Here is a 21,655-nt window from a genome sequence, read left to right on the forward strand (position 1 = left end):
GCGGTCGCGCGCGCCTGGCACAGGATGGACTGGCCCGAAACAAACGTAGGAGCGGCTTTAGCCGCGAAGCGCCGCGCGGGCGGCGCTCGATTTCACAGGCGCTGAAAACTCTTCGGCGAACACCTGCGGCGCTCGATCTCGCGGGCGCTAAATGTGTCGAGGCGAACGCTTCGGCGCTCGATGTCCGCAACACTACAAAACCCAAGGCAACCACCTGCCAGCCCCACCCCATATAACAGAATGTTCTAAAACTCTCACAAACCACACAGGTCAGTTCCTTAAGGTGCCCAAATCCAGGGCGCCCCCTCCCCAACGGAAAAACCGGTAAGGACCTATGTGCGGATTAGCAGGAGAGTTGCGTTTCACCCCCATCGACCAAGCCCCTCGCCCAGCCGACCTGGCTGCGGTAGAGCGCATCACCCACCACCTGGCGCCTCGCGGCCCGGATGCCTGGGGCTTCCACAGCCAGGGCCCGATCGCCCTCGGCCATCGGCGCCTGAAAATCATGGACCTGTCCGACGGCTCGGCGCAGCCGATGGTCGACAACACCCTGGGCCTGTCGCTGGCGTTCAACGGCGCCATCTACAACTTCCCGGAGCTGCGCCAGGAACTGCAGGACCTGGGCTACCACTTCTGGTCCGACGGCGACACCGAGGTGCTGCTAAAGGGCTACCACGCCTGGGGCGCGGCCTTGCTGCCCAAGCTCAACGGCATGTTCGCCCTCGCCATCTGGGAGCGCGACAACCAGCGCCTGTTCCTCGCCCGCGACCGGCTGGGCGTCAAGCCGCTGTACCTGTCGCGCAACGGCGAGCGCCTGCGCTTTGCCTCAACCCTGCCAGCGCTGCTCAAGGGCGGTGACATCGACCCGATGCTCGACCCGGTGGCACTCAACCACTACCTGAACTTCCACGCCGTGGTGCCAGCGCCGCGCACCTTGCTGGCCAACGTGCAAAAGCTCGAACCCGGTACCTGGATGCGCATCGACCGCCATGGCGAAGTAGAACGCCAGACCTGGTGGCAGCTGCAGTACGGCGCCAACCCGGACGAGCGTGAACTTGATCTGGAAGGCTGGACCACCCGAGTACTCGACGCCACCCGCGACGCCGTGGCCATCCGCCAACGGGCCGCCGTCGATGTGGGCGTGCTGTTATCTGGCGGGGTCGACTCCAGCCTGCTGGTCGGCCTGCTGCGCGAGGTGGGTGTGGATGACCTGTCGACCTTCTCCATCGGCTTTGAAGATGCCGGCGGCGAGCGCGGCGACGAGTTCCAGTATTCCGACCTGATCGCCAGGCACTACGGCACCCGCCACCACCAACTGCGCATTGCCGAGCACGAAATCATCGACCAGCTGCCAGCGGCGTTCCGCGCCATGAGCGAACCGATGGTCAGCCACGACTGCATCGCCTTTTACCTGCTCTCGCGGGAAGTGGCCAAGCACTGCAAGGGCGTGCAGAGCGGCCAGGGTGCCGACGAGCTGTTCGCCGGCTACCACTGGTACCCGCAGGTGGATGGCGCCGACGATGCGTATGCCGCCTACCGCGATGCCTTCTTCGACCGCAGCCACGCCGAGTACCGCGATACCGTGCAGGCGCCGTGGCTGCTGGAAACCGACGCGGCCGGCGATTTCGTCCGTGAGCACTTTGCCCGCCCCGGCGCGCCGGATGCGGTGGACAAGGCCCTGCGCCTGGACAGTACGGTGATGCTGGTCGACGACCCGGTCAAGCGGGTGGACAACATGACCATGGCCTGGGGCCTGGAGGCGCGCACGCCGTTCCTCGACTACCGCCTGGTGGAGCTGTCGGCGCGCATCCCGGCGCGCTTCAAGCTGCCCGACGGCGGCAAGCAGGTGCTCAAGCAAGCGGCGCGGCGGGTGATCCCGCACGAGGTGATCGACCGCAAGAAGGGCTACTTCCCGGTGCCGGGCCTGAAGCACCTGGAAGGCGCCACCCTGGGTTGGGTGCGTGAGCTGCTGACCGACCCCAGCCAGGACCGTGGGCTGTTCAACCCGGCCATGCTCGACCGCCTGCTAAGCAACCCGCACGGTCAGCTGACGCCGCTGCGCGGGTCCAAGCTGTGGCAGCTGGCGGCGCTGAACCTGTGGCTGAGCGAACAAGGAATCTGACCAATGAAAGCCCACGAAATCGCTTACGGTCAGCGCCTGCTGCGCGGCCAGGCGCCGTCCTACGAGCGCCTGCAGGCGCGCCTGGCCGGCGATGGCAGCCAGCCCCACGACCAGCCGCGTGCCGTGCACTGCGGCTGGGGTCGGCTGCTGATCGGCCACACCTACCCCAACCCGGCCGACCTGGCCGCAGACCTGCTGGACGAACGCCCCGGCGAGCGCGACATCGCCTTGTACGTGGCGGCGCCGCAGCAGCTGTTGGCCCAGGCGCCACAGCAACTGTTCCTCGACCCGTCCGACACCCTGCGCCTGTGGTTCACCGATTACCGCCCGGCGCAGCGGGTGTTTCGCGGTTTCCGCGTGCGCCGCGCGCAAAACCCGGCCGACTGGCAGGCGATCAACACCCTGTACCAGGCACGCGGCATGCTGCCGGTCGACGCCGAACTGCTTACCCCCCGGCACCTCGGCGGCCCGGTGTACTGGCTGGCCGAAGACGAAGACAGCGGCGCGGTGATCGGCAGCGTCATGGGCCTGAACCATGCCAAGGCGTTCGACGACCCGGAGCACGGCAGCAGCCTGTGGTGCCTGGCGGTAGACCCGCACTGCACCCGCCCCGGCGTGGGTGAGGTGCTGGTGCGCCACCTGATCGAGCACTTCATGAGCCGCGGCCTGGCCTACCTGGACCTGTCGGTGCTGCACGACAACCGCCAGGCCAAGCGCCTGTACCAGAAGCTGGGCTTTCGCAACCTGCCCACCTTCGCGGTCAAGCGCAAGAACGGCATCAACGAGCAGCTGTTCCTCGGCCCCGGACCACAAGCCGACCTCAATCCCTACGCGCGGATCATCGTCGACGAGGCACTGCGCCGCGGCATTGAGGTGCAGGTGGATGATGCTGCGGGTGGGCTGTTCACCCTGAGCCTGGGCGGGCGGCGCATTCGTTGCCGTGAGTCGCTCAGCGACCTGACCAGTGCCGTGACCATGACCCTGTGCCAGGACAAGCGCCTGACCCAGCATGCCCTGCAGCACGCCGGGCTGCAGGTGCCGGCGCAGCAACTGGCGGGCAATGCCGACGACAACCTGGCGTTTCTCGACGAGCATGGCGCGGTGGTGGTCAAGCCGGTCGATGGCGAGCAAGGCCAGGGCGTGGCGGTGAACCTGACCTGCATCGACGACATCACCCACGCTGTGGCGCACGCCCGCCAGTTCGACAACCGTGTGCTGCTGGAAAGCTTCCATGCCGGGTTTGACCTGCGCATCGTGGTAATCGGCTACGAAGTGGTGGCCGCCGCCATTCGCCACCCGGCGCAGGTGCTGGGCGATGGCAAGCACAGCGTGCGCCAGTTGATTGAAGCGCAGAGCCGCCGTCGCCAGGCTGCCACGGCAGGCGAAAGCCGTATTCCGCTGGATGACGAAACCGAGCGCACTCTGCGGGCGGCGGGCTTTGGCTATGACGACGTGCTGCCTGCCGGCCAGCGCCTGGCGGTAAGGCGCACGGCCAACCTGCACACAGGCGGCACCCTGGAAGACGTTACCGAACGCCTGCATCCGGTGCTGGCCGACGCTGCCGTGCGTGCTGCCCGAGCGCTGGAAATACCGGTGGTGGGGCTGGACTTCATGGTGCGCGATGCCGGGCAACCGGAGTACGTGATCATCGAAGCCAACGAGCGTGCCGGGTTGGCCAACCATGAACCGCAGCCGACGGCCGAGCGTTTTATCGACCTGCTGTTTCCGCATAGCCGGCCTTTGGCGTAAACCCGTGCCGGCCTCTTCGCGGGTAAACCCGCTCCCACAAGGGTCGGTGAATCCCTGTGGGAGCGGGTTCACCCGCGAAGAGGCCGGCACAGGAGTAAAGGAGCACCCGACATGTCCGAACGACACCCCGAACCCGATCTCGACTACCTCAAACGCGTGCTGCTGGAAATGCTCGCCATCCCCAGCCCCACCGGCTTCACCGACACCATCGTGCGCTATGTGGCCGAACGCCTGGACGAACTGGGCATCCCTTTCGAGCTGACCCGCCGCGGCACCATCCGCGCCACCCTCAAGGGCCGGCAAACCTCACCTGACCGCGCCGTTTCCGCCCACCTCGACACCATCGGCGCCAGCGTGCGCCAGTTACAGGACAACGGCCGCCTGGCCCTGGCGCCGGTCGGCTGCTGGTCCAGCCGTTTCGCAGAAGGCAGCCGGGTCAGCGTGTTCACCGACACCGGCGTATACCGTGGCAGCGTGCTGCCGTTGATGGCCAGCGGGCATGCCTTCAATACCGCCATCGACCAGATGCCGGTCAGCTGGGAACACGTGGAGGTGCGCCTGGACGCCTACTGTGCCACCCGCGCCGACTGCGAGGCGCTGGGTGTGAGCATTGGCGACTTCGTCGCCTTCGACCCGTTGCCCGAGTTCACCGAAAGCGGCCACATCAGTGCCCGCCACCTGGACGACAAGGCCGGCGTGGCGGCGCTGCTGGCAGCGCTGAAGGCTGTGGTGGAGAGTGGCCGCCAACCGCTGATCGACTGCCACCCACTGTTCACCATTACCGAAGAGACCGGCTCGGGTGCTGCTGGCGCCCTGCCCTGGGACGTCAGCGAATTCGTCGGCATCGACATCGCCCCGGTGGCACCTGGGCAGGCCTCCAGCGAACACGCGGTGAGCGTGGCCATGCAGGACTCGTCAGGGCCGTACGACTACCACTTGTCCCGGCATTTGCTGAAGCTTGCTGGCGACCACGACCTGCCGGTCCGGCGCGATTTGTTCCGCTACTACTTCAGCGATGCCCATTCGGCGGTGACGGCGGGGCACGATATCAGGACCGCGCTGGTGGCGTTTGGGTGCGATGCCACCCACGGATATGAGCGCACGCATATCGACAGCCTGGCGGCGCTTAGCCGCTTGTTGTCGGCTTATCTGTTGAGCCCGCCGGTATTTGCCAGTGATTCGCAGCCGGCCAATGCGTCGTTGGAGCGCTTTAGCCATCAGCTGGAGCATGATGCGCAGATGGAGAGCGATACGCGGGTGCCGGCGGTGGATAGCCTGGTGGGTAACAAGGGCTGAGGGCCCTGGGGGCTGCGAAGCGGCCCCCAAATGCCAGATGTTTCGCGTAGCATTACCCTACCAACACGATAGACACTGCCTACCATGCTGATCCCCTACGACCAACTGCAAGCCGAAACCCTGACCCGCCTGATCGAGGACTTCGTCACCCGCGACGGCACCGACAACGGCGACGACACCCCGCTGGAAACCCGCGTGCTGCGGGTACGCCAGGCATTGGCCAAAGGCCAGGCGTTCATCCTGTTCGACCTGGAAAGCCAGCAGTGCCAGTTGCTGGCCAAGCATGATGTGCCCCGCGAATTGCTTGATTGACAGGGCCGGCCTCTTCGCGGGTAAACCCGCTCCTACAGGACTGCGCTGCCCTCAGGACCTGTAGGAGCGGGTTCACCCGCGAATAGGCCGGTATAGGTAACATCAAGCCTTGCTTTGCTTGGCCTCCTTGATGCGCTTGTACACCTCAGCCCGATGCACCGGCACCTTACGCGGTGCATCCACCCCAAAGCGCACCACGCCGTCCCGGGCCTCCACCACCATGATCCGGATGTCATCGCCAATCACGATGATCTCGCCCACTTCACGCCCTATTACCAGCATGTTCCGATCCTCCTGCGAAAGGGAAAACCGGAGCCTGCCTCGTAGGCATTGGGCTACTCAATAGTTCCGCTGCGATTCAGAAGCGCCCTACATTTTTGGGTAATTTCTCCTACAGACCATTCATCGAGAATGCGCTTTTGCCCGCATCTTCACCGCCATTTCGGCCATTTCGTCATACAGCCGTTCCGGGGCCTGACGCTTCAGCGCCCAAGCCTGGCGCCCGGCCTCGTGGGGCAGGATGAGGAACGCGCCAGCAGCGACCTGCTGATGGATGTACTCGGCAATTTCCGCCGCATTGATCGGCGAACCTTCCAGCAGTTTGCCAACCTGCGCCTTCATCGCCGGGTTCGGCCCGCGGAACGAGTCCAGCAGGTTGGTCTGGAAGAACGACGGGCATACCACGTGCACCGCCACCTCCTGCTGGCGCAGCTCCACCAGCAGGCTTTCCGACAGTGCCAGCACACCGGCCTTGGCCACGTTGTAGTTGCTCATGCCCGGGCCCTGCATCAGCGCGGCCATCGAGGCGATGTTGATGATGCGCCCCTTGCTGCGCTCCAGCAGCGGCAAGAAGGCCTTGCAGCCCTTGACCACGCCCATCAGGTTGACCGCGATCTGCCAGTCCCAGTCTTCCAGCGACAGCTCGGCAAAAAAACCACCCGAGGCGACGCCTGCGTTGTTGACGATGACATCGATGCCGCCGAACTGCTCGCTGCAGGCCTGGGCCAACGCGGTGAGCTGGCTGTAGTCGCGCACGTCGCAGCGCTGGACAAAGCCTTCGCCGCCGGCCGCGCGGGCCAGCTCCAGGGTTTCGCGCAGGCCGGTTTCGTTGACATCGGCCAGCGCCAGGCGCCAGCCCTCACGCGCCCAGCGCAGGGCGATTTCGCGACCGAGGCCGGACCCGGCGCCGGTGATCATGATGCGGTTTTGCATGGTGGCTGGCCTTGTTCTGATGGCTGTTGAGAGGAGTCTAAACAAGGGCCTGGGTAACGGCAGGGTTCATCAGGGTAGTGAATGGGGGGGCATGACTGGGTGGTTAGCCTGTGCTGGCCTATTCGCGGGTAAACCCGCTCCTACAAAGGACAGCGCTGCCTCCAAGACCGCCGCCAACCTTTGTAGGAGCGGGTTTACCCGCGAAGAGGCCAGCCCAGGCAGCACACAAATGGAATCTTTCCCAAGCGGCAACAGTCCGATTCTACAAGAGGCCAGCAGTCCGAGGCCCTTGACCCTCAACCACGCAAGGACTCCGTCATGACCACGATTCTCATCATCATCCTGATCCTTCTGCTGATTGGTGGCTTACCGGTCTTCCCGCACTCGCGCAGCTGGGGCTACGGCCCATCCGGCATCATCGGCGTGGTGCTGGTGGTTCTGCTGGTGCTATTGCTGCTAGGCATGATCTAGCTGCTGGGCATAAAAAAACCGCGCCTAGGCGCGGTTTTTTCATTACCAGGAGGATCAGTGCGAAACAGCACCAGATGCACCCAGGCCAGTCTGCGAACGCACGAACTGCGGGTAGAACAGTGCACGTTCGTCGTCAGCAGCCTTGGACTTATCGGTGACCGAGAAGAACCAGATGCTGACGAAGGCAATGGCCATCGAGAACAGCGCCGGGTACTCGTACGGGTAGATCGGTTTTTCGTGGCCGAGGATCTGTACCCAGATGGTCGGGCCGAGGATCATCAGCGTCACTGCGCTCACCAGGCCCAGCCAGCCGCCGATCATGGCGCCGCGGGTGGTCAGCTTTTTCCAGTACATCGAAAGCAGCAGTACCGGGAAGTTGCAGCTGGCAGCAATGGAGAACGCCAGGCCGACCATGAAGGCGATGTTCTGCTTCTCGAACAGGATGCCCAGGCCTATCGCCAGCACGCCCAAGGCGACCGTGGTGATCTTCGACACGCGGATCTCGTCCTTGTCGTTGGCCTTGCCCTTGCGCCATACGCTGGCATACAGGTCGTGGGACACCGCCGAGGCACCGGCCAGGGTCAGGCCGGCGACCACCGCCAGGATGGTGGCGAAGGCCACCGCCGAGATGAAGCCGAGGAACACGCTGCCGCCCACGGCATTGGCCAGGTGCACCGCTGCCATGTTGTTGCCACCCAGCAGGGCGCCGGCGGCGTCCTTGAAGTCTGGGTTGGTGCTGACCAGCAGGATGGCGCCAAAGCCGATGATGAAGGTGAGGATGTAGAAGTAGCCGATGAAGCCGGTGGCGTACAGCACGCTCTTGCGGGCTTCCTTGGCATCACTGACGGTGAAGAAGCGCATCAGAATGTGCGGCAGGCCGGCGGTACCGAACATCAGCGCCAGGCCCAGCGAGAAGGCCGAGATCGGGTCCTTGACCAGGCCGCCCGGGCTCATGATCGCTTCGCCCTTGGCGTGTACCTTGATGGCTTCGGAGAACAGCGTGTTGAAGTCAAAGCCCACGTGCTTCATCACCATCAGCGCCATGAAGCTGGCACCGGACAACAGCAGCACGGCCTTGATGATCTGTACCCAGGTGGTGGCCAGCATGCCGCCGAACAGCACGTACAGGCACATCAGGATACCCACCAGGATCACCGCAACGTGGTAGTCCAGGCCAAACAGCAGCTCGATCAGCTTGCCGGCACCGACCATCTGCGCGATCAGGTAGAACGCTACCACCACCAGCGAACCGGAAGCCGACAGGGTGCGGATTTCCTTTTGCCCGAGGCGGTACGAGGCCACGTCGGCGAAGGTGTACTTGCCCAGGTTGCGCAGGCGTTCGGCAATCAGGAAGAGGATGATCGGCCAGCCGACCAGGAAGCCGATCGAGTAGATCAGCCCATCGTAGCCAGAGGTGAACACCAGCGCGGAAATACCCAGGAACGAGGCGGCCGACATGTAGTCGCCGGCAATCGCCAGGCCGTTCTGGAAGCCGGTGATCTTGCCACCAGCGGCGTAGTAGTCCGCCGCCGACTTGTTGCGTTTGGAGGCCCAGTAGGTAATGCCAAGGGTGAAGGCGACGAAGGCCACGAACATGGCGATCGCGGCAACGTTCAGCGGTTGTTTCTGCACCTCGCCGGTCAGGGCATCGGCGGCCCACACGGCGGGTGCGAAGGCTCCGCAGGCCAGTACGGCCAGGGCTTTGGCGTGGCGAATCATTGTTGCGCCTCCTTCAGGATGGCCTTGTTCAGCTCATCGAACTCGCCGTTGGCGCGGCGCACATAGATGGCGGTCAGGACGAATGCCGAGACGATCAGGCCGACGCCCAGGGGAATGCCCCAGGTAATCGACGACTCAGGGCTGAGCTTGGTGCCCAGGATATGAGGACCGTAGGCGATCAGGAGGATAAAGGCGCAGTACAGGCCGAGCATGATCGCCGAGAGAATCCAGGCGAACCGTTCGCGTTTGGTGACCAGCTCCTTGAAGCGCGGGCTGTTTTGTATCGAGAGGTAAATGCTGTCGTTCATTGTTTTTGTCCTAGCAGCACAGGTAGGGGATGGAACCCACACCCTTACTTTATGCTGCCGATGAACGCCAACCAGACGACCTTAGTCTTAGATGCAACGGTGTTTTACCGATTGTGTAACAAACCTAAGGCCCTTTCGCGGGTAAACCCGCTCCCACAGGGGATTTGCACAATCCTGATGACTGTGGAAATCCCTGTGGGAGCGGGTTCACCCGCGAAGAAACAACACTGTCCCTAAAGGGTTATTACTTGCCAGTCCACTCCTTCACACGGTCCGGGTGCTTGGCCACCCAGTCCTTGGCCGCCGCTTCAGGCTTGGCGCCTTCCTGGATCGCCAGCATCACTTCGCCAATCTCGTCTTTGGACTGCCAGTTGAACTTCTTCAGGAACTCCGCCACTTCCGGCGCCTTGGTCGCCAGTTCCTTGCTGCCGATGCTGTTCACGGTTTCTGCCGCGCCATACACGCCTTTCGGGTCTTCGAGGAACTTCAGCTTCCACTTGGCGAACATCCAGTGCGGTACCCAGCCGGTGACCGCAATCGACTGCTGCTTGGTATAGGCACGGCCCAGTTCTGCGGTCATCGCCGCACCGGAACTTGCCTGCAATTTGTAACCGGTCAGGTCGTAGTCCTTGATCGCCTGGTCAGTCTTCAGCATCACCCCGGAGCCGGCGTCGATGCCGACGATCTTCTGCTTGAAGCTGCTATCGGTCTTGAGGTCGGCGATGCTCCCCGCCTTGACGTACTCGGGGACGATCAGGCCAATCTTGGCGTCCTTGAAGTTGGGGCCGTAGTCGACCACGTTGTCCTTGTTCTTGGCCCAGTACTCACCATGGGTCACCGGCAACCAGGCCGACAACATGGCGTCGAGTTTGCCGGTTGCCACGCCCTGCCACATGATGCCCGTGGCCACGGCCTGCAACTTCACGTCGTAGCCGAGTTTCTGCTTGATCACTTCGGCGGCCACGTTGGTGGTCGCCACGCTGTCGGCCCAACCATCCACGTAACCAATGCTGACTTCTTTGGCCATTGCCTGTGCTGCGCTCATTCCCAATACCAGGGCGGTACCCACACCCAGGAAACGTCGCATTTTTTTCAAAGTTGCCATCAAAGCATCCCCTCGTCAGGTCTCGGAATTTGCATCATCGTCTTGCAACAATAGTCGACCTGCTCCAGCTGCGACCTTTATCTGCCCCATATGCGACAGCACTATGCCATTAGCGCCATCGGCCTACGCCGGGCTGCGCGATCCTTGCATGCCAAAGGTTTGGCGCCGGGCTACTATCTACCCTTTTGCGCCTGACGATGGACCGCCCGATGCCCAGTTCTGCCCGCCTGCTGTTGCCGTTGTACCTGCTTGCCTGCCTGTTGGCCCTGCTCGGGCTCGGAGGGCTCTGGCATGGGCTTGGCAAGCCGGTGCACCTGCCCGATGCGGCCAGCCCGACGCACAAGTTGCAATGCGCCTCGTACACCCCGTTCGACAAGGACCAGTCGCCCTACGACCAGCCGTTTCGCCTGCGCCCGGCACGCATGGACGCCGACCTGGCCCTGCTGGCTGAGCGGTTCCAGTGCATCCGCACCTATTCGCAGGCCGGCCTTGAGGCAATCCCGGCGCTGGCGCGCAAGCATGGCCTTAAGGTAATGCTCGGTGCCTGGGTCAACGCCCACCCAGCCGACACCGAAAAGGAAATCAGCCTGCTGATCGCCGCCGCCAACGCCAACCCCGACGTGGTCAGCGCGGTGATCGTCGGCAACGAGACGTTGCTGCGCAAAGAGGTGACCGGCGCGCACCTGGCCAAGCTGATCGCCCGGGTGAAGAGCCAGGTCAAGGTGCCGGTGACCTATGCCGATGTCTGGGAGTTCTGGTTGCAGCACCCGCAGGTGGCGCCGGAAGTGGACTTCCTGACCATCCACCTGCTGCCTTACTGGGAGGACGACCCGCGCGGCATCGACGAGGCCCTGGCCCACGTCGCCGATGTGCGCCGGGTATTCGGCACACGCTTCGCCCCCAAGGACATCCTGATTGGCGAAACCGGCTGGCCCAGCGAAGGCCGCCAGCGCGAGACTGCACTGCCCAGCCGGGTCAACGAGGCGCGCTTCATTCGCGGCTTCGTGGCCATGGCCGAAAACAACGGCTGGCACTACAACCTGATCGAAGCGTTCGACCAGCCGTGGAAACGCGCCAATGAAGGGGCGGTTGGCGGTTACTGGGGGCTTTACGACGCCGACCGGCAGGACAAGGGCGTGCTCGAAGGGCCGGTGAGCAACCTGCATTACTGGCCGCAATGGTTGCTGGCCAGTGCCGTGCTGATGCTGACCATGCTGATGCTTGCCGGGCGCCCTGCTACCACGCAGGCGGCCTTGCTGCTGCCGTTGCTGGCGGCGTTTGGCGCAGGCTGCCTGGGCTTGTGGGGCGAGTTGATGCGCACCCATGCGCGCTTTGCCGGGGAATGGCTGTGGGCAGTGCTGCTCGCCGGGCTGAACCTGCTGGTGCTGGCCCATGCCCTGTTGGCACTGGCGCAACGGGGGGATTGGCGCGAGCGATTGTTTGCCTGGCTGCAGGCGCGGGCCGGCTGGCTGTTGCTGGCAGCCGGCTTTGCTGCGGCGGTGAGCATGCTGGCGATGGTGTTCGACCCGCGCTACCGCAGCTTCCCCAGCGCGGCGCTGGCGTTGCCGGCGCTGGTGTATGTGCTGTGGCCGGTGCGGGCACGGCGGGCAGAGGTGGCGCTGCTGGCGTTCATCGTCGGTGCCGGGGTGGCGCCGCAGATGTTTATCGAAGGGTTGGAGAACCAGCAGGCCTGGGGCTGGGCAGTGGTGAGTGTGCTGATGACGGCGGCGTTGTGGCGGAGCTTGCGGGTGCGATCGGCTTAATGGCGATGTCGCCTGCTTCGCGGGTAAACCCGCTCCTACAACCCGGCGCGGTCCCTGTAGGAGCGGCCTTGTGTCGCGATGGGCCGCAAGGCGGCCCCAGGATTCAAGGAGCAGCATAGATAGCCGGGGCCGCTTTGCGGCCCATCGCGACACAAGGCCGCTCCTACACTGACCGCGTCGCGTTGGCATCTCTTACAAGGCGCAACCCCGCCAGCACCAGCGCAAACACCGCAATGCTGGCGGTATACAGCACCAGCGCCGGCACCGCGAAGACCAGGGCCAGCACCGCCAGCCACCAGCCAGCGCGGCCGGCAACCACCTGCGTCAGCAACGCCAAGCCCAACCCGGCCCAAGCCATCACCTGGTGATGAATGCCCAACCCCAGCAGCGACCGTACCTCGCACTGCCAATATGCCGCTGGCACCGTGCACAACCCAACCCACTGGCCATCTTCCATCAGCCCATAGCGCACGCCATAACTGGCCGCGAGCCACAACCCGAGGAACAGCATCAGCAGCGCAGACGGCAGCGAACGAGACATCCTGTTCTCCAATAGCAGTAATCGAAAGCATCCATGATCGCTTATGCCTTGTTGTAAGGCAAAATCACAGTCCTGCAGCTATGTTGCAGATAACAAGCACACCAAAGGCCACCGCAACTGGCAACTTTGCCCGGTTGGATGTGGTCCTAGCCTGCACACCGCTCGACCTTGCGTTCTTTTGGGGGATTACATGCTTCGATCTTTGCGCCTCGCTGCCCTGCTCGGCAGCCTGCTCATGGCTGTGGCCGCTTCGGCGCGGGATATCGACGCCGCAAGCTACGGCTACCCCTTGACCAACCCGTTCGAGGCAACCATTGCCACCACACCGCCGGACCAGCGCCCCACGCTGCCCAGCGACGACGAAATCAACCAGTCCGACTACAGCCTGAACCTGCGCCCGGAGCGCGAGTTCACCCTGCCCGACAACTTCTGGGCGGTGAAAAAGCTCAAGTACCGCCTGGCCCGCCAGGACCGCGAGGCGCCGCTGATCTTCATCATCGCCGGCACCGGCGCGCCCTACACCAGCACCATCAACGAATACCTGAAAAAACTGTTCTACCAGGCTGGCTTCCACGTGGTGCAACTGTCGTCACCCACCAGCTACGACTTCATGAGCGCTGCCTCGCGCTTCGCTACCCCAGGCGTCAGCAAGGAAGACGCCGAAGACATGTACCGGGTGATGCAGGCCGTGCGCGCCCAGCACCCGCGCCTGCCGGTCAGTGACTTCTACCTCACCGGCTACAGCCTGGGCGCCCTTGATGCTGCCTTTGTCAGCCACCTGGACGAAACCCGCCGCAGCTTCAATTTCAAGCGCGTGCTGCTGCTGAACCCGCCGGTCAACCTGTACACCTCGATCAACAACCTCGACAAGCTGGTGCAAACTCAGGTCAAGGGCATCGACCGCAGCACCACCTTCTATGAGTTGATGCTGGAAAAGCTCACCCGCTACTTCCAGGACAAGGGCTACATCGACCTCAACGACGCCCTGCTGTACGACTTCCAGCAGTCGAAACAGCACCTGTCCAACGAACAGATGGCCATGCTCATCGGCACCTCGTTCCGCTTCTCGGCAGCCGACATCGCCTTCACGTCCGACCTGATCAACCGCCGCGGCCTGATCATTCCGCCGAAGTTCCCGATCACCGAGGGCAGCAGCCTCACGCCGTTCTTCAAACGCGCCCTGCAGTGTGACTTCGACTGCTACATGACCGAGCAGGTCATCCCCATGTGGCGCGCCCGCACCGATGGCAACAGCATCCTGCAGCTGGTCAACCAGGTCAGCCTGTATGCCCTGGAAGACTACCTGCGCAGCAGCGACAAGATCGCCGTGATGCACAACGCCGACGATGTCATCCTCGGCCCGGGCGACATCGGCTTCCTGCGCAAGGTGTTTGGTGACCGGTTGACCCTTTACCCCCATGGCGGCCATTGCGGCAACCTTAATTACCGCGTCAACAGTGACGCCATGCTGGAGTTCTTCCGTGGTTAACAAACTCCTCTTCGCCACTGCCCTGCTCGCTGCCGGCCACACCCTGGCCGCCGAAACCGCCCCCCGGGCCAGCGTGGTCGAGGCCGACCCGCAAGTGACTGCCGCGCCGCTGGCGCCCGAGGCCGATGGCTTCATCGACCCGTTGCGCGCACTTAAATTCAACCCAGGGCTGAACCAGCGCGAATTCGAGCGTTCCACCCTGGAGGCGCTGAACGTGTACGACCCGCTGGAGTCGATCAACCGGCGCATCTACCACTTCAACTACCGCCTGGACCAGTGGGTGCTGCTGCCGCTGGTAAGTGGCTACCAGTACGTCACCCCGCGTTTCGTACGTACCGGGGTGAGCAACTTCTTCAACAACCTGGGCGATGTGCCGAACCTGTTCAACAGCGTGTTGCAGCTGAAGGCCAAGCGCTCGGCCGAGATCACCGCACGGCTGATGTTCAACACCATCATCGGCGTGGGGGGCCTGTGGGACCCGGCGACCAGCATGGGCCTGCCGCGTCAGAGCGAAGACTTTGGCCAGACCTTGGGCTTTTATGGCGTACCGGACGGGCCGTACTTGATGCTGCCGGTGCTGGGGCCATCGAACCTGCGTGATACCACCGGGTTGGTGGTGGACTATGCCGGTGAGCAGGCGATCAACTACCTGAATATGGCCGAAGCCAGCGAGGAGCACCCGGAAATCTTTGCCTTGCGCGTGGTGGACAAGCGCTATACCACCCACTTCCGCTATGGCCAGCTCAACTCGCCGTTCGAGTACGAGAAGGTGCGCTATGTGTATACCCAGGCGCGCAAGTTGCAGATAGCCGAATAGGCAGGCCTGGCCTCTTCGCGGGTGAGCCCGCTCCTACATTGGGCCACATAGCCCCTGTAGGAGCGGGTTCACCCGCGAAAGGGCCAGAGCAGGCAACATCAAATCCCCAGGAACTGGCAAAGCTCGCGCTTCTTGGCCAACGCATCCCTCCGCCCCAGCTCGATCAGCTCACTGCAATAACTGGCCTCGAACAGCAAATAGCTCAACACCCCCGCCCCGCTGGTGCGCGTCGCCCCCGGCCCACGCAGGAACAGGCGCAACGCCGCCGGCAATTCGCGCCGGTGGCGTGCGGCAATCTCGTCCAGCGGCTGGCTGGGCGCCACCACCAGTACTTCGATCGGCGCCAGCCCCAGGCGGCGCGCGTCCAGGTGGCTCGGCAGCAGCCGGCTCAGATGGTTGAGGCGCTGTAGCAGTTCGATGTCGTCTTCCAGGCTGTCAATGAACGTGCTGTTGAGCATGTGCCCACCGATCTGCGCCAGGCTCGGCTGCTGCCCGCTGAACACCCGCTGGGTCGGCAAAGGCGGGGCTGGCCGCTGTGGGTTGCCACTGACCCCGACCACCAGCACCCGGCTGGCGCCCAAGTGCAAGGCCGGGCTGATCGGCGCCGACTGGCGCACCGCGCCGTCGCCGTAGAATTCGCCACCCAACTGCACCGGGGCGAACAGCAGCGGGATGGCCGCGCTGGCCAGCAGGTGGTCGATGGTCAACGGCGTGGGCACGCCAATGCGGCGGTGGCGCAACCAGGCTTCAATGGTGCCGCGCCCCTGGTAAAAGGTGACCGCCTGGCCGGACTCGTAGCCGAAAGCGGTCACCGCCACGGCGCGCAACTGTTCGCTAGCCAGGGAACGGCCGATGCCATCGAGGTTCAGGTGCGCCTCCAGCAAGCCGCGCAATGGGCTGCTGTCGAGCAACGCCACCGGTGCCTGGCCGCCCAGGCCGAGCAGGCTGTGGCCAACGAAGCGGCTGGCCTGGCGGACTACCCCGGGCCAGTCACTGCGGATCACCAGGTGGCTGCGAAAGTTCTGCCAGAAGGCGGTCAGCCGTTGCACGGCGTCGTGGAACTGGGTGGCGCCGCTGGCCAGGGTGACGGCATTGATGGCCCCGGCGGAGGTGCCGACGATGACCGGGAACGGGTTATGCGCGCCGGCGGGCAGCAGCTCGGCGATTCCGGCCAGCACGCCGACCTGATAGGCGGCACGGGCGCCGCCGCCAGACAGGATAAGACCGGTTACCGGGGGTGGGGCCATGGGGTCCTTCCTGGGGTTTACATGTTTTCAGGCCCGGCCTATTCGCGGCGGTTCGACGCCTCGATGAACCCGCTCCCACAGGGATTGCACAGAGGCTGAATACTGTGCAGCTCCTGTGGGAGCGGGTTCATCGAGGCGTCGAACCGCCGCGAAGAGGCCAGGCCTGCTTACACAAGGCTCAGCGCTTTTTCTTGTCATACAGCCGCGGCGCCCCTTCGGGCCGCGACTTGAACCGGCGGTGCGCCCACAGGTACTGCTCGGGGCACTCGCGCAACACACTCTCGACCCACTGGTTGATGCGCAGGCAATCGGCCTCTTCGCTTTCCCCAGGGAAGTCCGCCAGTGGCGGGTGGATTACCAGACGATAGCCGCTGCCATCTTCCAGGCGCTTCTGGGTGAACGGAATCACCTGCGCCTTGCCCAGCCGGGCAAATTTGGTGGTGGCGGTCACCGTAGCCGCCGGGATGCCGAACAACGGCACGAAAATACTCTGCTTGGCGCCGTAGTCCTGGTCCGGCGCGTACCAGATCGCCCGACCCGAGCGCAGCAGCTTGAGCATGCCGCGCACGTCCTCGCGCTCTACCGCCAGCGAATCGAGGTTGTGGCGCTCGCGGCCGCTGCGCTGGATGAAGTCGAACAGTGCGTTGCCGTGCTCACGGTACATGCCGTCGATGGTGTGCTGCTGGCCCAGCAGCGCGGCGCCGATTTCCAGGGTGGTGAAGTGCACCGCCATCAGGATGGCGCCCTGCCCCGCCTGCTGGGCGGCCTGCAGGTGCTCCAGCCCCTCGATATGGGCCAGGCGCGCCAGCCTGGCCTTGGGCCACCACCAGCTCATTGCCATTTCGAAGAAGGCAATACCCGTGGAGGCGAAGTTGGCCTTGAGCAAACGCTGCCGTTCGTCGACTGACAGTTCCGGGAAGCACAGCTCCAGGTTACGCGCAGCGATGCGCCGACGTTCACCGGCAAAGCGGTACATCACCGCCCCCAGCGCAGCACCGATTTTCAACAGCACCCGGTACGGCAACTGGACCACCAGCCACAGCAGGCCCAGGCCCAGCCACAGGCCCCAGAACTTGGGGTGAAGGTAATAGGGACGAAAACGCGGGCGTTCCATTGAAGCATCCGGAAAGACAAAGGCCGCGCATTCTACAACGGATCAGTGCATGTTGCGGGCAACCGGTGTTCTCGTTATAAGTCAGGGCACTTTTTTCGCAACAAGCCGTCTATGCAGACCATGAGCCCAAACCACACACCCGACACCGCCTCCGTGTTCCAGCTCAAGGGCAGCATGCTCGCCATCACAGTGCTGGAACTGGCGCGCAATGACCTTGAAGCCCTCGACCGCCAGCTGGCGGCCAAAGTCGCCCAGGCACCGAACTTCTTCAGCAACACGCCGCTGGTGCTGGCGCTGGACAAGCTGCTGGCCGACGAAGGGGCAATCGACCTGCCCGGCTTGATGCGGATCTGCCGCCACCACGGCCTGCGCACCTTGGCCATCCGTGCCAACCGCATCGAGGACATCGCCGCCGCCATCGCCATCGACCTGCCGGTGCTGCCGCCATCCGGCGCCCGCGAACGGCCGCTGGAGCCTGAGCCCGAGGTGAAAAAACCCGAACCAGCCCCGGCCCCGGTCGCACCGCCTGTCGTAGAACCCGAGGTGCGCCCGACGCGCATCATCACTTCGCCAGTACGTGGCGGCCAGCAGATCTACGCTCAAGGTGGCGACCTGGTGGTGACCGGTTCGGTCAGCCCGGGTGCGGAACTTCTGGCCGATGGCAACATCCATGTGTACGGCGCCATGCGTGGCCGGGCCCTGGCCGGCATCAAAGGCAATACCAAGGCGCGTATCTTCTGCCAGCAGATGACCGCTGAAATGGTCTCCATCGCCGGCCAGTACAAGGTTTGCGAAGACCTGCGCCGCGACCCGCTGTGGGGCGCCGGCGTGCAAGTCAGCCTGTCTGGTGACGTGTTGAACATCACCCGCCTTTAACGGATACTTGCCTGCATTTTTAGAGCAACTTTTTTACTGTTGCCGTTATTTAAGCTATTTCAGTTATTTGAAGGGACAAGCGTCCCGATTATTTTAGGGGTGAAACACCTTGGCCAAGATTCTCGTGGTTACTTCCGGCAAGGGGGGTGTGGGCAAGACCACCACCAGCGCCGCCATTGGTACCGGCCTCGCTCTGCGTGGCCACAAGACCGTCATCGTCGACTTCGACGTGGGCCTGCGTAACCTCGACCTGATCATGGGCTGCGAACGCCGCGTGGTGTACGACTTCGTCAACGTGGTCAACGGCGAAGCCAACCTGCAGCAGGCCCTGATCAAGGACAAGCGCCTCGAGAACCTGTACGTGCTGGCTGCCAGCCAGACCCGTGACAAGGACGCGCTGACCCAGGAAGGCGTGGAAAAGGTGCTGATGGAGCTGAAGAAAGACTTCGACTTCGTCATCTGCGACTCGCCGGCCGGTATCGAGAAAGGCGCACACCTGGCCATGTACTTCGCCGACGAAGCCATCGTGGTGACCAACCCGGAAGTTTCTTCGGTACGTGACTCGGACCGCATGCTGGGCATTCTGTCGAGCAAATCGCGCCGCTCCGAAAACGGCGAAGAGCCGATCAAGGAACACCTGCTGATCACCCGCTACCACCCGGAGCGCGTGGAAAAGGGCGAAATGCTGAGCATCGCCGACGTCGAAGAGATCCTGGCGATCAAGCTCAAGGGTGTGATCCCTGAGTCCCAGGCAGTACTCAAGGCTTCCAACCAGGGTATCCCGGTCATCCTCGACGACCAGAGCGATGCCGGCCAGGCCTATAGCGATACCGTCGACCGCCTGCTGGGTAAGGAAAAGCCCCTGCGGTTCATCGAAGTGCCGAAGCAAGGATTCTTCGCGCGACTGTTTGGAGGCAAGTAAACCATGAACCTTTTTGACTTCTTTCGTGGCAGGCAAAAACAGACCAGCGCGTCGGTAGCGAAAGAGCGTCTACAGATCATCGTGGCGCACGAGCGCGGCCAACGCAGCGAACCGGACTACCTGCCGGCGCTGCAGCAAGAACTGCTGGAAGTGATCCGCAAGTATGTGAACATCGGCAACGATGACGTGCATATCGAGCTGGAAAACCAGGGCAGCTGCTCGATTCTGGAGCTGAACATTACCTTGCCGGATCGCTGATCCGCGCAATCGGCAATTTGGGGCTGCTTTGCAGCCCTTCGCGGGCAAGCCCGCTCCTACAAGGGGTATGCATTCCCATGTAGGAGCGGGCTTGCCCGCGAAGGGCCGCAAAGCGGCCCCGCTGTTTTCCCCCGATATAACCGAGACCAAGCAATGCCGCTGTCGAACATCCAGATCCTGCACGAAGACGCCGCCATCCTGGTGATCAACAAACCGACCCTGCTGCTGTCGGTGCCCGGCCGCGCCGAGGACAACAAGGACTGCCTGATCACCCGCCTGCAGGAAAACGGCTACCCCGACGCGCTGATCGTGCACCGCCTGGACTGGGAAACCTCCGGCATCATCCTGCTGGCCCGCGATGCCGACAGCCACCGCGAGCTGTCGCGACAGTTCCACGACCGCGAGACCGAAAAGGCCTACACCGCGCTGTGCTGGGGCCAACCAGCGCTGGACAGCGGCAGCATCGACCTGCCGCTGCGCTATGACCCACCGACCAAGCCACGGCACGTGGTGGACCATGAGCAGGGCAAGCATGCGCTGACTTTCTGGCGCATTGTCGAGCGTTGCGGTGATTACTGCCGGGTGGAGCTGACCCCGATTACCGGGCGTTCGCACCAGCTGCGCGTGCACATGCTGTCGATCGGGCACCCGCTGCTGGGGGATCGGCTGTATGCCAACCCTGAAGCGCTGGCGGCGCATGAACGGCTGTGCCTGCATGCTTCGATGCTGAGCTTTACCCACCCGGTGTCCGGGGAGCGGTTGAAGTTCGAGTGCCCGGCGCCGTTCTGAATTTGTATTGCCTGTACCGGCCTCTTCGCGGCTAAAGCCGCTCCTACAAGTACCGCGGTGTGTGTAGGAGCGGCTTTAGCCGCGAAGAGGCAGACACAAATTGTCGACATTCTGCGCTAAACTCGCGCCACTGCTGTCTGGAGTGAGCTATGCGCGACGCACTGAATTCTGGCCTTATCGACTTCCTCAAGGCCTCCCCCACGCCCTTCCACGCCACCGCCAGCCTGGCCCAGCGCCTGGAGGCTGCCGGCTACCAGCGCCTGGACGAGCGCGACAGCTGGGCCACAGTGCCTGGCGGGCGCTACTACGTCACCCGTAACGACTCTTCGATCATCGCCATCAAGCTGGGCAAGCAGGCGCCGTTGCTGAACGGCATCCGCATGGTCGGCGCCCACACCGACAGCCCGTGCCTGCGGGTCAAGCCGCAGCCCGAGCTGCAGCGCCAGGGCTTTTTGCAACTGGGCGTGGAAGTGTATGGCGGCGCCCTGCTGGCACCGTGGTTCGACCGCGACCTCTCGCTGGCCGGCCGCGTCACCTACCGCCGTGACGGCAAGGTCGAGAGCCAGCTGATTGACTTCAAGCTGCCGATCGCAATCATCCCCAACCTGGCGATCCACCTGAACCGCACCGCCAACGAAGGCTGGGCGATCAACCCGCAGAACGAACTGCCGCCGATCCTCGCCCAGGTGGCAGGTGACGAGCGCATCGACTTCCGTGCCCTGCTTACCGAGCAACTGGCCCGCGAGCACGAGCTGATCGCCGATGTGGTACTGGATTACGAGCTGAGCTTCTACGACACCCAGGACGCCGCACTGATTGGCCTGAACGGCGACTTTATCGCCGGTGCCCGCCTGGACAACCTGCTGTCGTGCTACGCCGGCCTGCAGGCCCTGCTGGCCGCCGATAGCGACGAAACCTGCGTGCTGGTGTGCAACGACCACGAAGAAGTGGGCAGCTGCTCGGCCTGCGGTGCCGACGGCCCGATGCTGGAGCAGACCTTGCAGCGCCTGCTGCCAGATGGCGACGCCTACGTGCGTACTATCCAGCGCTCGCTGATGGTGTCGGCCGACAACGCTCACGGCGTGCACCCCAACTACGCCGACAAGCACGATGGCAACCACGGGCCCAAGCTCAATGCCGGGCCGGTGATCAAGGTGAACAACAACCAGCGCTACGCCACCAACAGCGAAACCGCCGGGTTCTTCCGCCACCTGTGCATGGCCGAAGAAGTGCCGGTGCAGAGCTTTGTCGTGCGCAGCGACATGGGCTGCGGCTCGACCATCGGGCCGATTACTGCCAGCCACCTTGGCGTGCGCACGGTGGATATCGGGCTGCCGACCTTTGCCATGCACTCGATTCGCGAGTTGTGCGGTAGCCATGACCTGGCGCACCTGGTGAAGGTGCTGACGGCGTTCTACCGCAGCCGCGAGTTGCCCTGATGTAAGCAGGCTTGGCCTCTTCGCGGGTAAACCCGCTCCTACAAGGGTATGTAGTCCGATGTAGGAGCGGGTTTACCCGCGAAGAGGCCGAGCCTGCTCAAGGTCA

The 21,655-nt window shown here is 63.7% G+C and carries 22 protein-coding genes; 14 read left to right on the plus strand and 8 right to left on the minus strand.

All coding sequences use genetic code 11. The features are described from left to right. The 5 genes from ACIP1G_RS23565 to ACIP1G_RS23585 form a co-directional block, all read left to right on the plus strand. The coding region (locus ACIP1G_RS23565) for a hypothetical protein (RefSeq protein ID WP_400741197.1) at positions 1–236 on the plus strand (236 nt) is incomplete at its 5' end. 98 nt (positions 237–334) lie between these two features. Further along, positions 335–2,122: an N-acetylglutaminylglutamine amidotransferase gene (locus ACIP1G_RS23570; RefSeq protein ID WP_400741199.1), complete on the plus strand. Its 1,788-nt coding sequence runs from the start codon at positions 335–337 to the stop codon at positions 2,120–2,122. A 3-nt stretch (positions 2,123–2,125) separates the two neighbouring features. Next, positions 2,126–3,871 carry an N-acetylglutaminylglutamine synthetase gene (gene ngg, locus ACIP1G_RS23575; protein ID WP_400741201.1) on the plus strand — a complete coding sequence of 582 codons (1,746 nt, stop codon included), beginning with the start codon at positions 2,126–2,128 and terminating at the stop codon, positions 3,869–3,871. Positions 3,872–3,982: 111 nt separating this feature from the next. Further along, positions 3,983–5,167: an osmoprotectant NAGGN system M42 family peptidase gene (locus ACIP1G_RS23580; RefSeq protein ID WP_400741202.1), complete on the plus strand. Its 1,185-nt coding sequence runs from the start codon at positions 3,983–3,985 to the stop codon at positions 5,165–5,167. An 84-nt stretch (positions 5,168–5,251) separates the two neighbouring features. Beyond that, positions 5,252–5,479: a YheU family protein gene (locus ACIP1G_RS23585; RefSeq protein ID WP_003252629.1), complete on the plus strand. Its 228-nt coding sequence runs from the start codon at positions 5,252–5,254 to the stop codon at positions 5,477–5,479. Positions 5,480–5,581: 102 nt separating this feature from the next. On the opposite strand, the gene csrA is transcribed toward ACIP1G_RS23585, so the two are convergent. Next, on the minus strand, positions 5,582–5,761 hold the full coding sequence (csrA, locus tag ACIP1G_RS23590) for a carbon storage regulator CsrA (protein ID WP_400741204.1): 180 nt from the start codon (positions 5,759–5,761) through the stop codon (positions 5,582–5,584). 120 nt (positions 5,762–5,881) lie between these two features. After that, entirely contained in the window at positions 5,882–6,691 is an 810-nt protein-coding gene (locus tag ACIP1G_RS23595; protein ID WP_400741205.1) for an SDR family oxidoreductase, read from the minus strand. A 318-nt stretch (positions 6,692–7,009) separates the two neighbouring features. On the opposite strand from ACIP1G_RS23595, the gene ACIP1G_RS23600 reads away from it, so the two are divergent. Next, on the plus strand, positions 7,010–7,162 hold the full coding sequence (locus tag ACIP1G_RS23600; protein WP_013971433.1) for a DUF3309 family protein: 153 nt from the start codon (positions 7,010–7,012) through the stop codon (positions 7,160–7,162). 54 nt (positions 7,163–7,216) lie between these two features. On the opposite strand, the gene ACIP1G_RS23605 is transcribed toward ACIP1G_RS23600, so the two are convergent. The 3 genes from ACIP1G_RS23605 to ACIP1G_RS23615 all read right to left on the minus strand — a co-directional run bounded on the left by ACIP1G_RS23605 (position 7,217) and on the right by ACIP1G_RS23615 (position 10,294). Continuing rightward, positions 7,217–8,881 (minus strand): cation acetate symporter, encoded by a 1,665-nt coding sequence (locus tag ACIP1G_RS23605; protein ID WP_400741207.1) that lies wholly within the window; start codon positions 8,879–8,881, stop codon positions 7,217–7,219. After that, positions 8,878–9,189, minus strand: a complete 312-nt coding sequence (locus tag ACIP1G_RS23610) for a DUF485 domain-containing protein (protein ID WP_400741209.1) — start codon at positions 9,187–9,189, stop codon at positions 8,878–8,880. Before ACIP1G_RS23610 ends, ACIP1G_RS23605 begins: the two co-directional genes overlap by 4 nt. A gap of 244 nt (positions 9,190–9,433) precedes the next feature. Beyond that, the gene (locus ACIP1G_RS23615) at positions 9,434–10,294 is read right to left on the minus strand and encodes a glycine betaine ABC transporter substrate-binding protein (RefSeq protein ID WP_400741211.1); all 861 of its coding nucleotides are present in this window, start codon (positions 10,292–10,294) and stop codon (positions 9,434–9,436) included. Between the two features lie 197 nt (positions 10,295–10,491). On the opposite strand from ACIP1G_RS23615, the gene ACIP1G_RS23620 reads away from it, so the two are divergent. Next, on the plus strand, positions 10,492–12,057 hold the full coding sequence (locus ACIP1G_RS23620; RefSeq protein WP_400741213.1) for a beta (1-6) glucans synthase: 1,566 nt from the start codon (positions 10,492–10,494) through the stop codon (positions 12,055–12,057). Between the two features lie 163 nt (positions 12,058–12,220). On the opposite strand, the gene ACIP1G_RS23625 is transcribed toward ACIP1G_RS23620, so the two are convergent. Then, entirely contained in the window at positions 12,221–12,598 is a 378-nt protein-coding gene (locus ACIP1G_RS23625) for a hypothetical protein (RefSeq protein WP_400741215.1), read from the minus strand. A 190-nt stretch (positions 12,599–12,788) separates the two neighbouring features. Here ACIP1G_RS23625 and ACIP1G_RS23630 point away from each other — a divergent pair, with 190 nt between their 5' ends. Next, complete coding sequence (locus tag ACIP1G_RS23630) at positions 12,789–14,087, plus strand: serine/threonine protein kinase (protein WP_400741217.1); 1,299 nt, start codon at positions 12,789–12,791, stop codon at positions 14,085–14,087. Then, positions 14,080–14,904 (plus strand): VacJ family lipoprotein, encoded by an 825-nt coding sequence (locus ACIP1G_RS23635; protein WP_400741219.1) that lies wholly within the window; start codon positions 14,080–14,082, stop codon positions 14,902–14,904. The genes ACIP1G_RS23630 and ACIP1G_RS23635 overlap by 8 nt, the downstream gene beginning before the upstream one ends. Before the next feature lie 98 nt (positions 14,905–15,002). Here the strand turns inward: ACIP1G_RS23635 and ACIP1G_RS23640 are convergent, their stop codons facing one another. Then, positions 15,003–16,151, minus strand: coding sequence for a patatin-like phospholipase family protein (locus ACIP1G_RS23640; RefSeq protein WP_400741220.1), 1,149 nt, complete (start codon positions 16,149–16,151; stop codon positions 15,003–15,005). Between the two features lie 178 nt (positions 16,152–16,329). Then, complete coding sequence (locus tag ACIP1G_RS23645) at positions 16,330–17,265, minus strand: lipid A biosynthesis lauroyl acyltransferase (protein WP_400741221.1); 936 nt, start codon at positions 17,263–17,265, stop codon at positions 16,330–16,332. A 111-nt stretch (positions 17,266–17,376) separates the two neighbouring features. Between ACIP1G_RS23645 and minC the strand changes: the two genes are divergently transcribed. The 5 genes from minC (at position 17,377) to ACIP1G_RS23670 (ending at position 21,549) form a co-directional block, all read left to right on the plus strand. Next, complete coding sequence (gene minC / locus ACIP1G_RS23650; protein WP_400741222.1) at positions 17,377–18,141, plus strand: septum site-determining protein MinC; 765 nt, start codon at positions 17,377–17,379, stop codon at positions 18,139–18,141. 109 nt (positions 18,142–18,250) lie between these two features. Then, positions 18,251–19,063, plus strand: a complete 813-nt coding sequence (gene minD / locus ACIP1G_RS23655) for a septum site-determining protein MinD (protein WP_016715526.1) — start codon at positions 18,251–18,253, stop codon at positions 19,061–19,063. Positions 19,064–19,066: 3 nt separating this feature from the next. Next, positions 19,067–19,321: a cell division topological specificity factor MinE gene (minE, locus tag ACIP1G_RS23660; protein ID WP_400741224.1), complete on the plus strand. Its 255-nt coding sequence runs from the start codon at positions 19,067–19,069 to the stop codon at positions 19,319–19,321. A gap of 153 nt (positions 19,322–19,474) precedes the next feature. After that, a complete protein-coding gene (locus ACIP1G_RS23665; protein ID WP_011532730.1) occupies positions 19,475–20,110 on the plus strand; it encodes an RluA family pseudouridine synthase in 636 nt (211 codons plus the stop codon). A 149-nt stretch (positions 20,111–20,259) separates the two neighbouring features. After that, positions 20,260–21,549 (plus strand): M18 family aminopeptidase, encoded by a 1,290-nt coding sequence (locus ACIP1G_RS23670; RefSeq protein WP_400741226.1) that lies wholly within the window; start codon positions 20,260–20,262, stop codon positions 21,547–21,549. Positions 21,550–21,655: the final 106 nt, after the last annotated feature.

The organism is Pseudomonas sp. NPDC089392, assembly GCF_044749595.1.
In the GTDB taxonomy this organism is placed as follows: Bacteria; Pseudomonadota; Gammaproteobacteria; order Pseudomonadales; family Pseudomonadaceae; genus Aquipseudomonas.

What these genes read in the sequence shown, in the direction of transcription:
- ACIP1G_RS23570 (WP_400741199.1), top strand. Translation starts at nt 335, where the DNA reads ATGTGCGGATTAGCAGGAGAGTTGCGTTTCACCCCCATCGACCAAGCC.
- ngg (WP_400741201.1), top strand. Translation starts at nt 2,126, where the DNA reads ATGAAAGCCCACGAAATCGCTTACGGTCAGCGCCTGCTGCGCGGCCAG.
- ACIP1G_RS23580 (WP_400741202.1), top strand. Translation starts at nt 3,983, where the DNA reads ATGTCCGAACGACACCCCGAACCCGATCTCGACTACCTCAAACGCGTG.
- ACIP1G_RS23585 (WP_003252629.1), top strand. Translation starts at nt 5,252, where the DNA reads ATGCTGATCCCCTACGACCAACTGCAAGCCGAAACCCTGACCCGCCTG.
- csrA (WP_400741204.1), bottom strand. Translation starts at nt 5,761, where the DNA reads ATGCTGGTAATAGGGCGTGAAGTGGGCGAGATCATCGTGATTGGCGAT.
- ACIP1G_RS23595 (WP_400741205.1), bottom strand. Translation starts at nt 6,691, where the DNA reads ATGCAAAACCGCATCATGATCACCGGCGCCGGGTCCGGCCTCGGTCGC.
- ACIP1G_RS23600 (WP_013971433.1), top strand. Translation starts at nt 7,010, where the DNA reads ATGACCACGATTCTCATCATCATCCTGATCCTTCTGCTGATTGGTGGC.
- ACIP1G_RS23605 (WP_400741207.1), bottom strand. Translation starts at nt 8,881, where the DNA reads ATGATTCGCCACGCCAAAGCCCTGGCCGTACTGGCCTGCGGAGCCTTC.
- ACIP1G_RS23610 (WP_400741209.1), bottom strand. Translation starts at nt 9,189, where the DNA reads ATGAACGACAGCATTTACCTCTCGATACAAAACAGCCCGCGCTTCAAG.
- ACIP1G_RS23615 (WP_400741211.1), bottom strand. Translation starts at nt 10,294, where the DNA reads ATGGCAACTTTGAAAAAAATGCGACGTTTCCTGGGTGTGGGTACCGCC.
- ACIP1G_RS23620 (WP_400741213.1), top strand. Translation starts at nt 10,492, where the DNA reads ATGGACCGCCCGATGCCCAGTTCTGCCCGCCTGCTGTTGCCGTTGTAC.
- ACIP1G_RS23625 (WP_400741215.1), bottom strand. Translation starts at nt 12,598, where the DNA reads ATGTCTCGTTCGCTGCCGTCTGCGCTGCTGATGCTGTTCCTCGGGTTG.
- ACIP1G_RS23630 (WP_400741217.1), top strand. Translation starts at nt 12,789, where the DNA reads ATGCTTCGATCTTTGCGCCTCGCTGCCCTGCTCGGCAGCCTGCTCATG.
- ACIP1G_RS23640 (WP_400741220.1), bottom strand. Translation starts at nt 16,151, where the DNA reads ATGGCCCCACCCCCGGTAACCGGTCTTATCCTGTCTGGCGGCGGCGCC.
- ACIP1G_RS23645 (WP_400741221.1), bottom strand. Translation starts at nt 17,265, where the DNA reads ATGGAACGCCCGCGTTTTCGTCCCTATTACCTTCACCCCAAGTTCTGG.
- minC (WP_400741222.1), top strand. Translation starts at nt 17,377, where the DNA reads ATGCAGACCATGAGCCCAAACCACACACCCGACACCGCCTCCGTGTTC.
- minE (WP_400741224.1), top strand. Translation starts at nt 19,067, where the DNA reads ATGAACCTTTTTGACTTCTTTCGTGGCAGGCAAAAACAGACCAGCGCG.
- ACIP1G_RS23665 (WP_011532730.1), top strand. Translation starts at nt 19,475, where the DNA reads ATGCCGCTGTCGAACATCCAGATCCTGCACGAAGACGCCGCCATCCTG.
- ACIP1G_RS23670 (WP_400741226.1), top strand. Translation starts at nt 20,260, where the DNA reads ATGCGCGACGCACTGAATTCTGGCCTTATCGACTTCCTCAAGGCCTCC.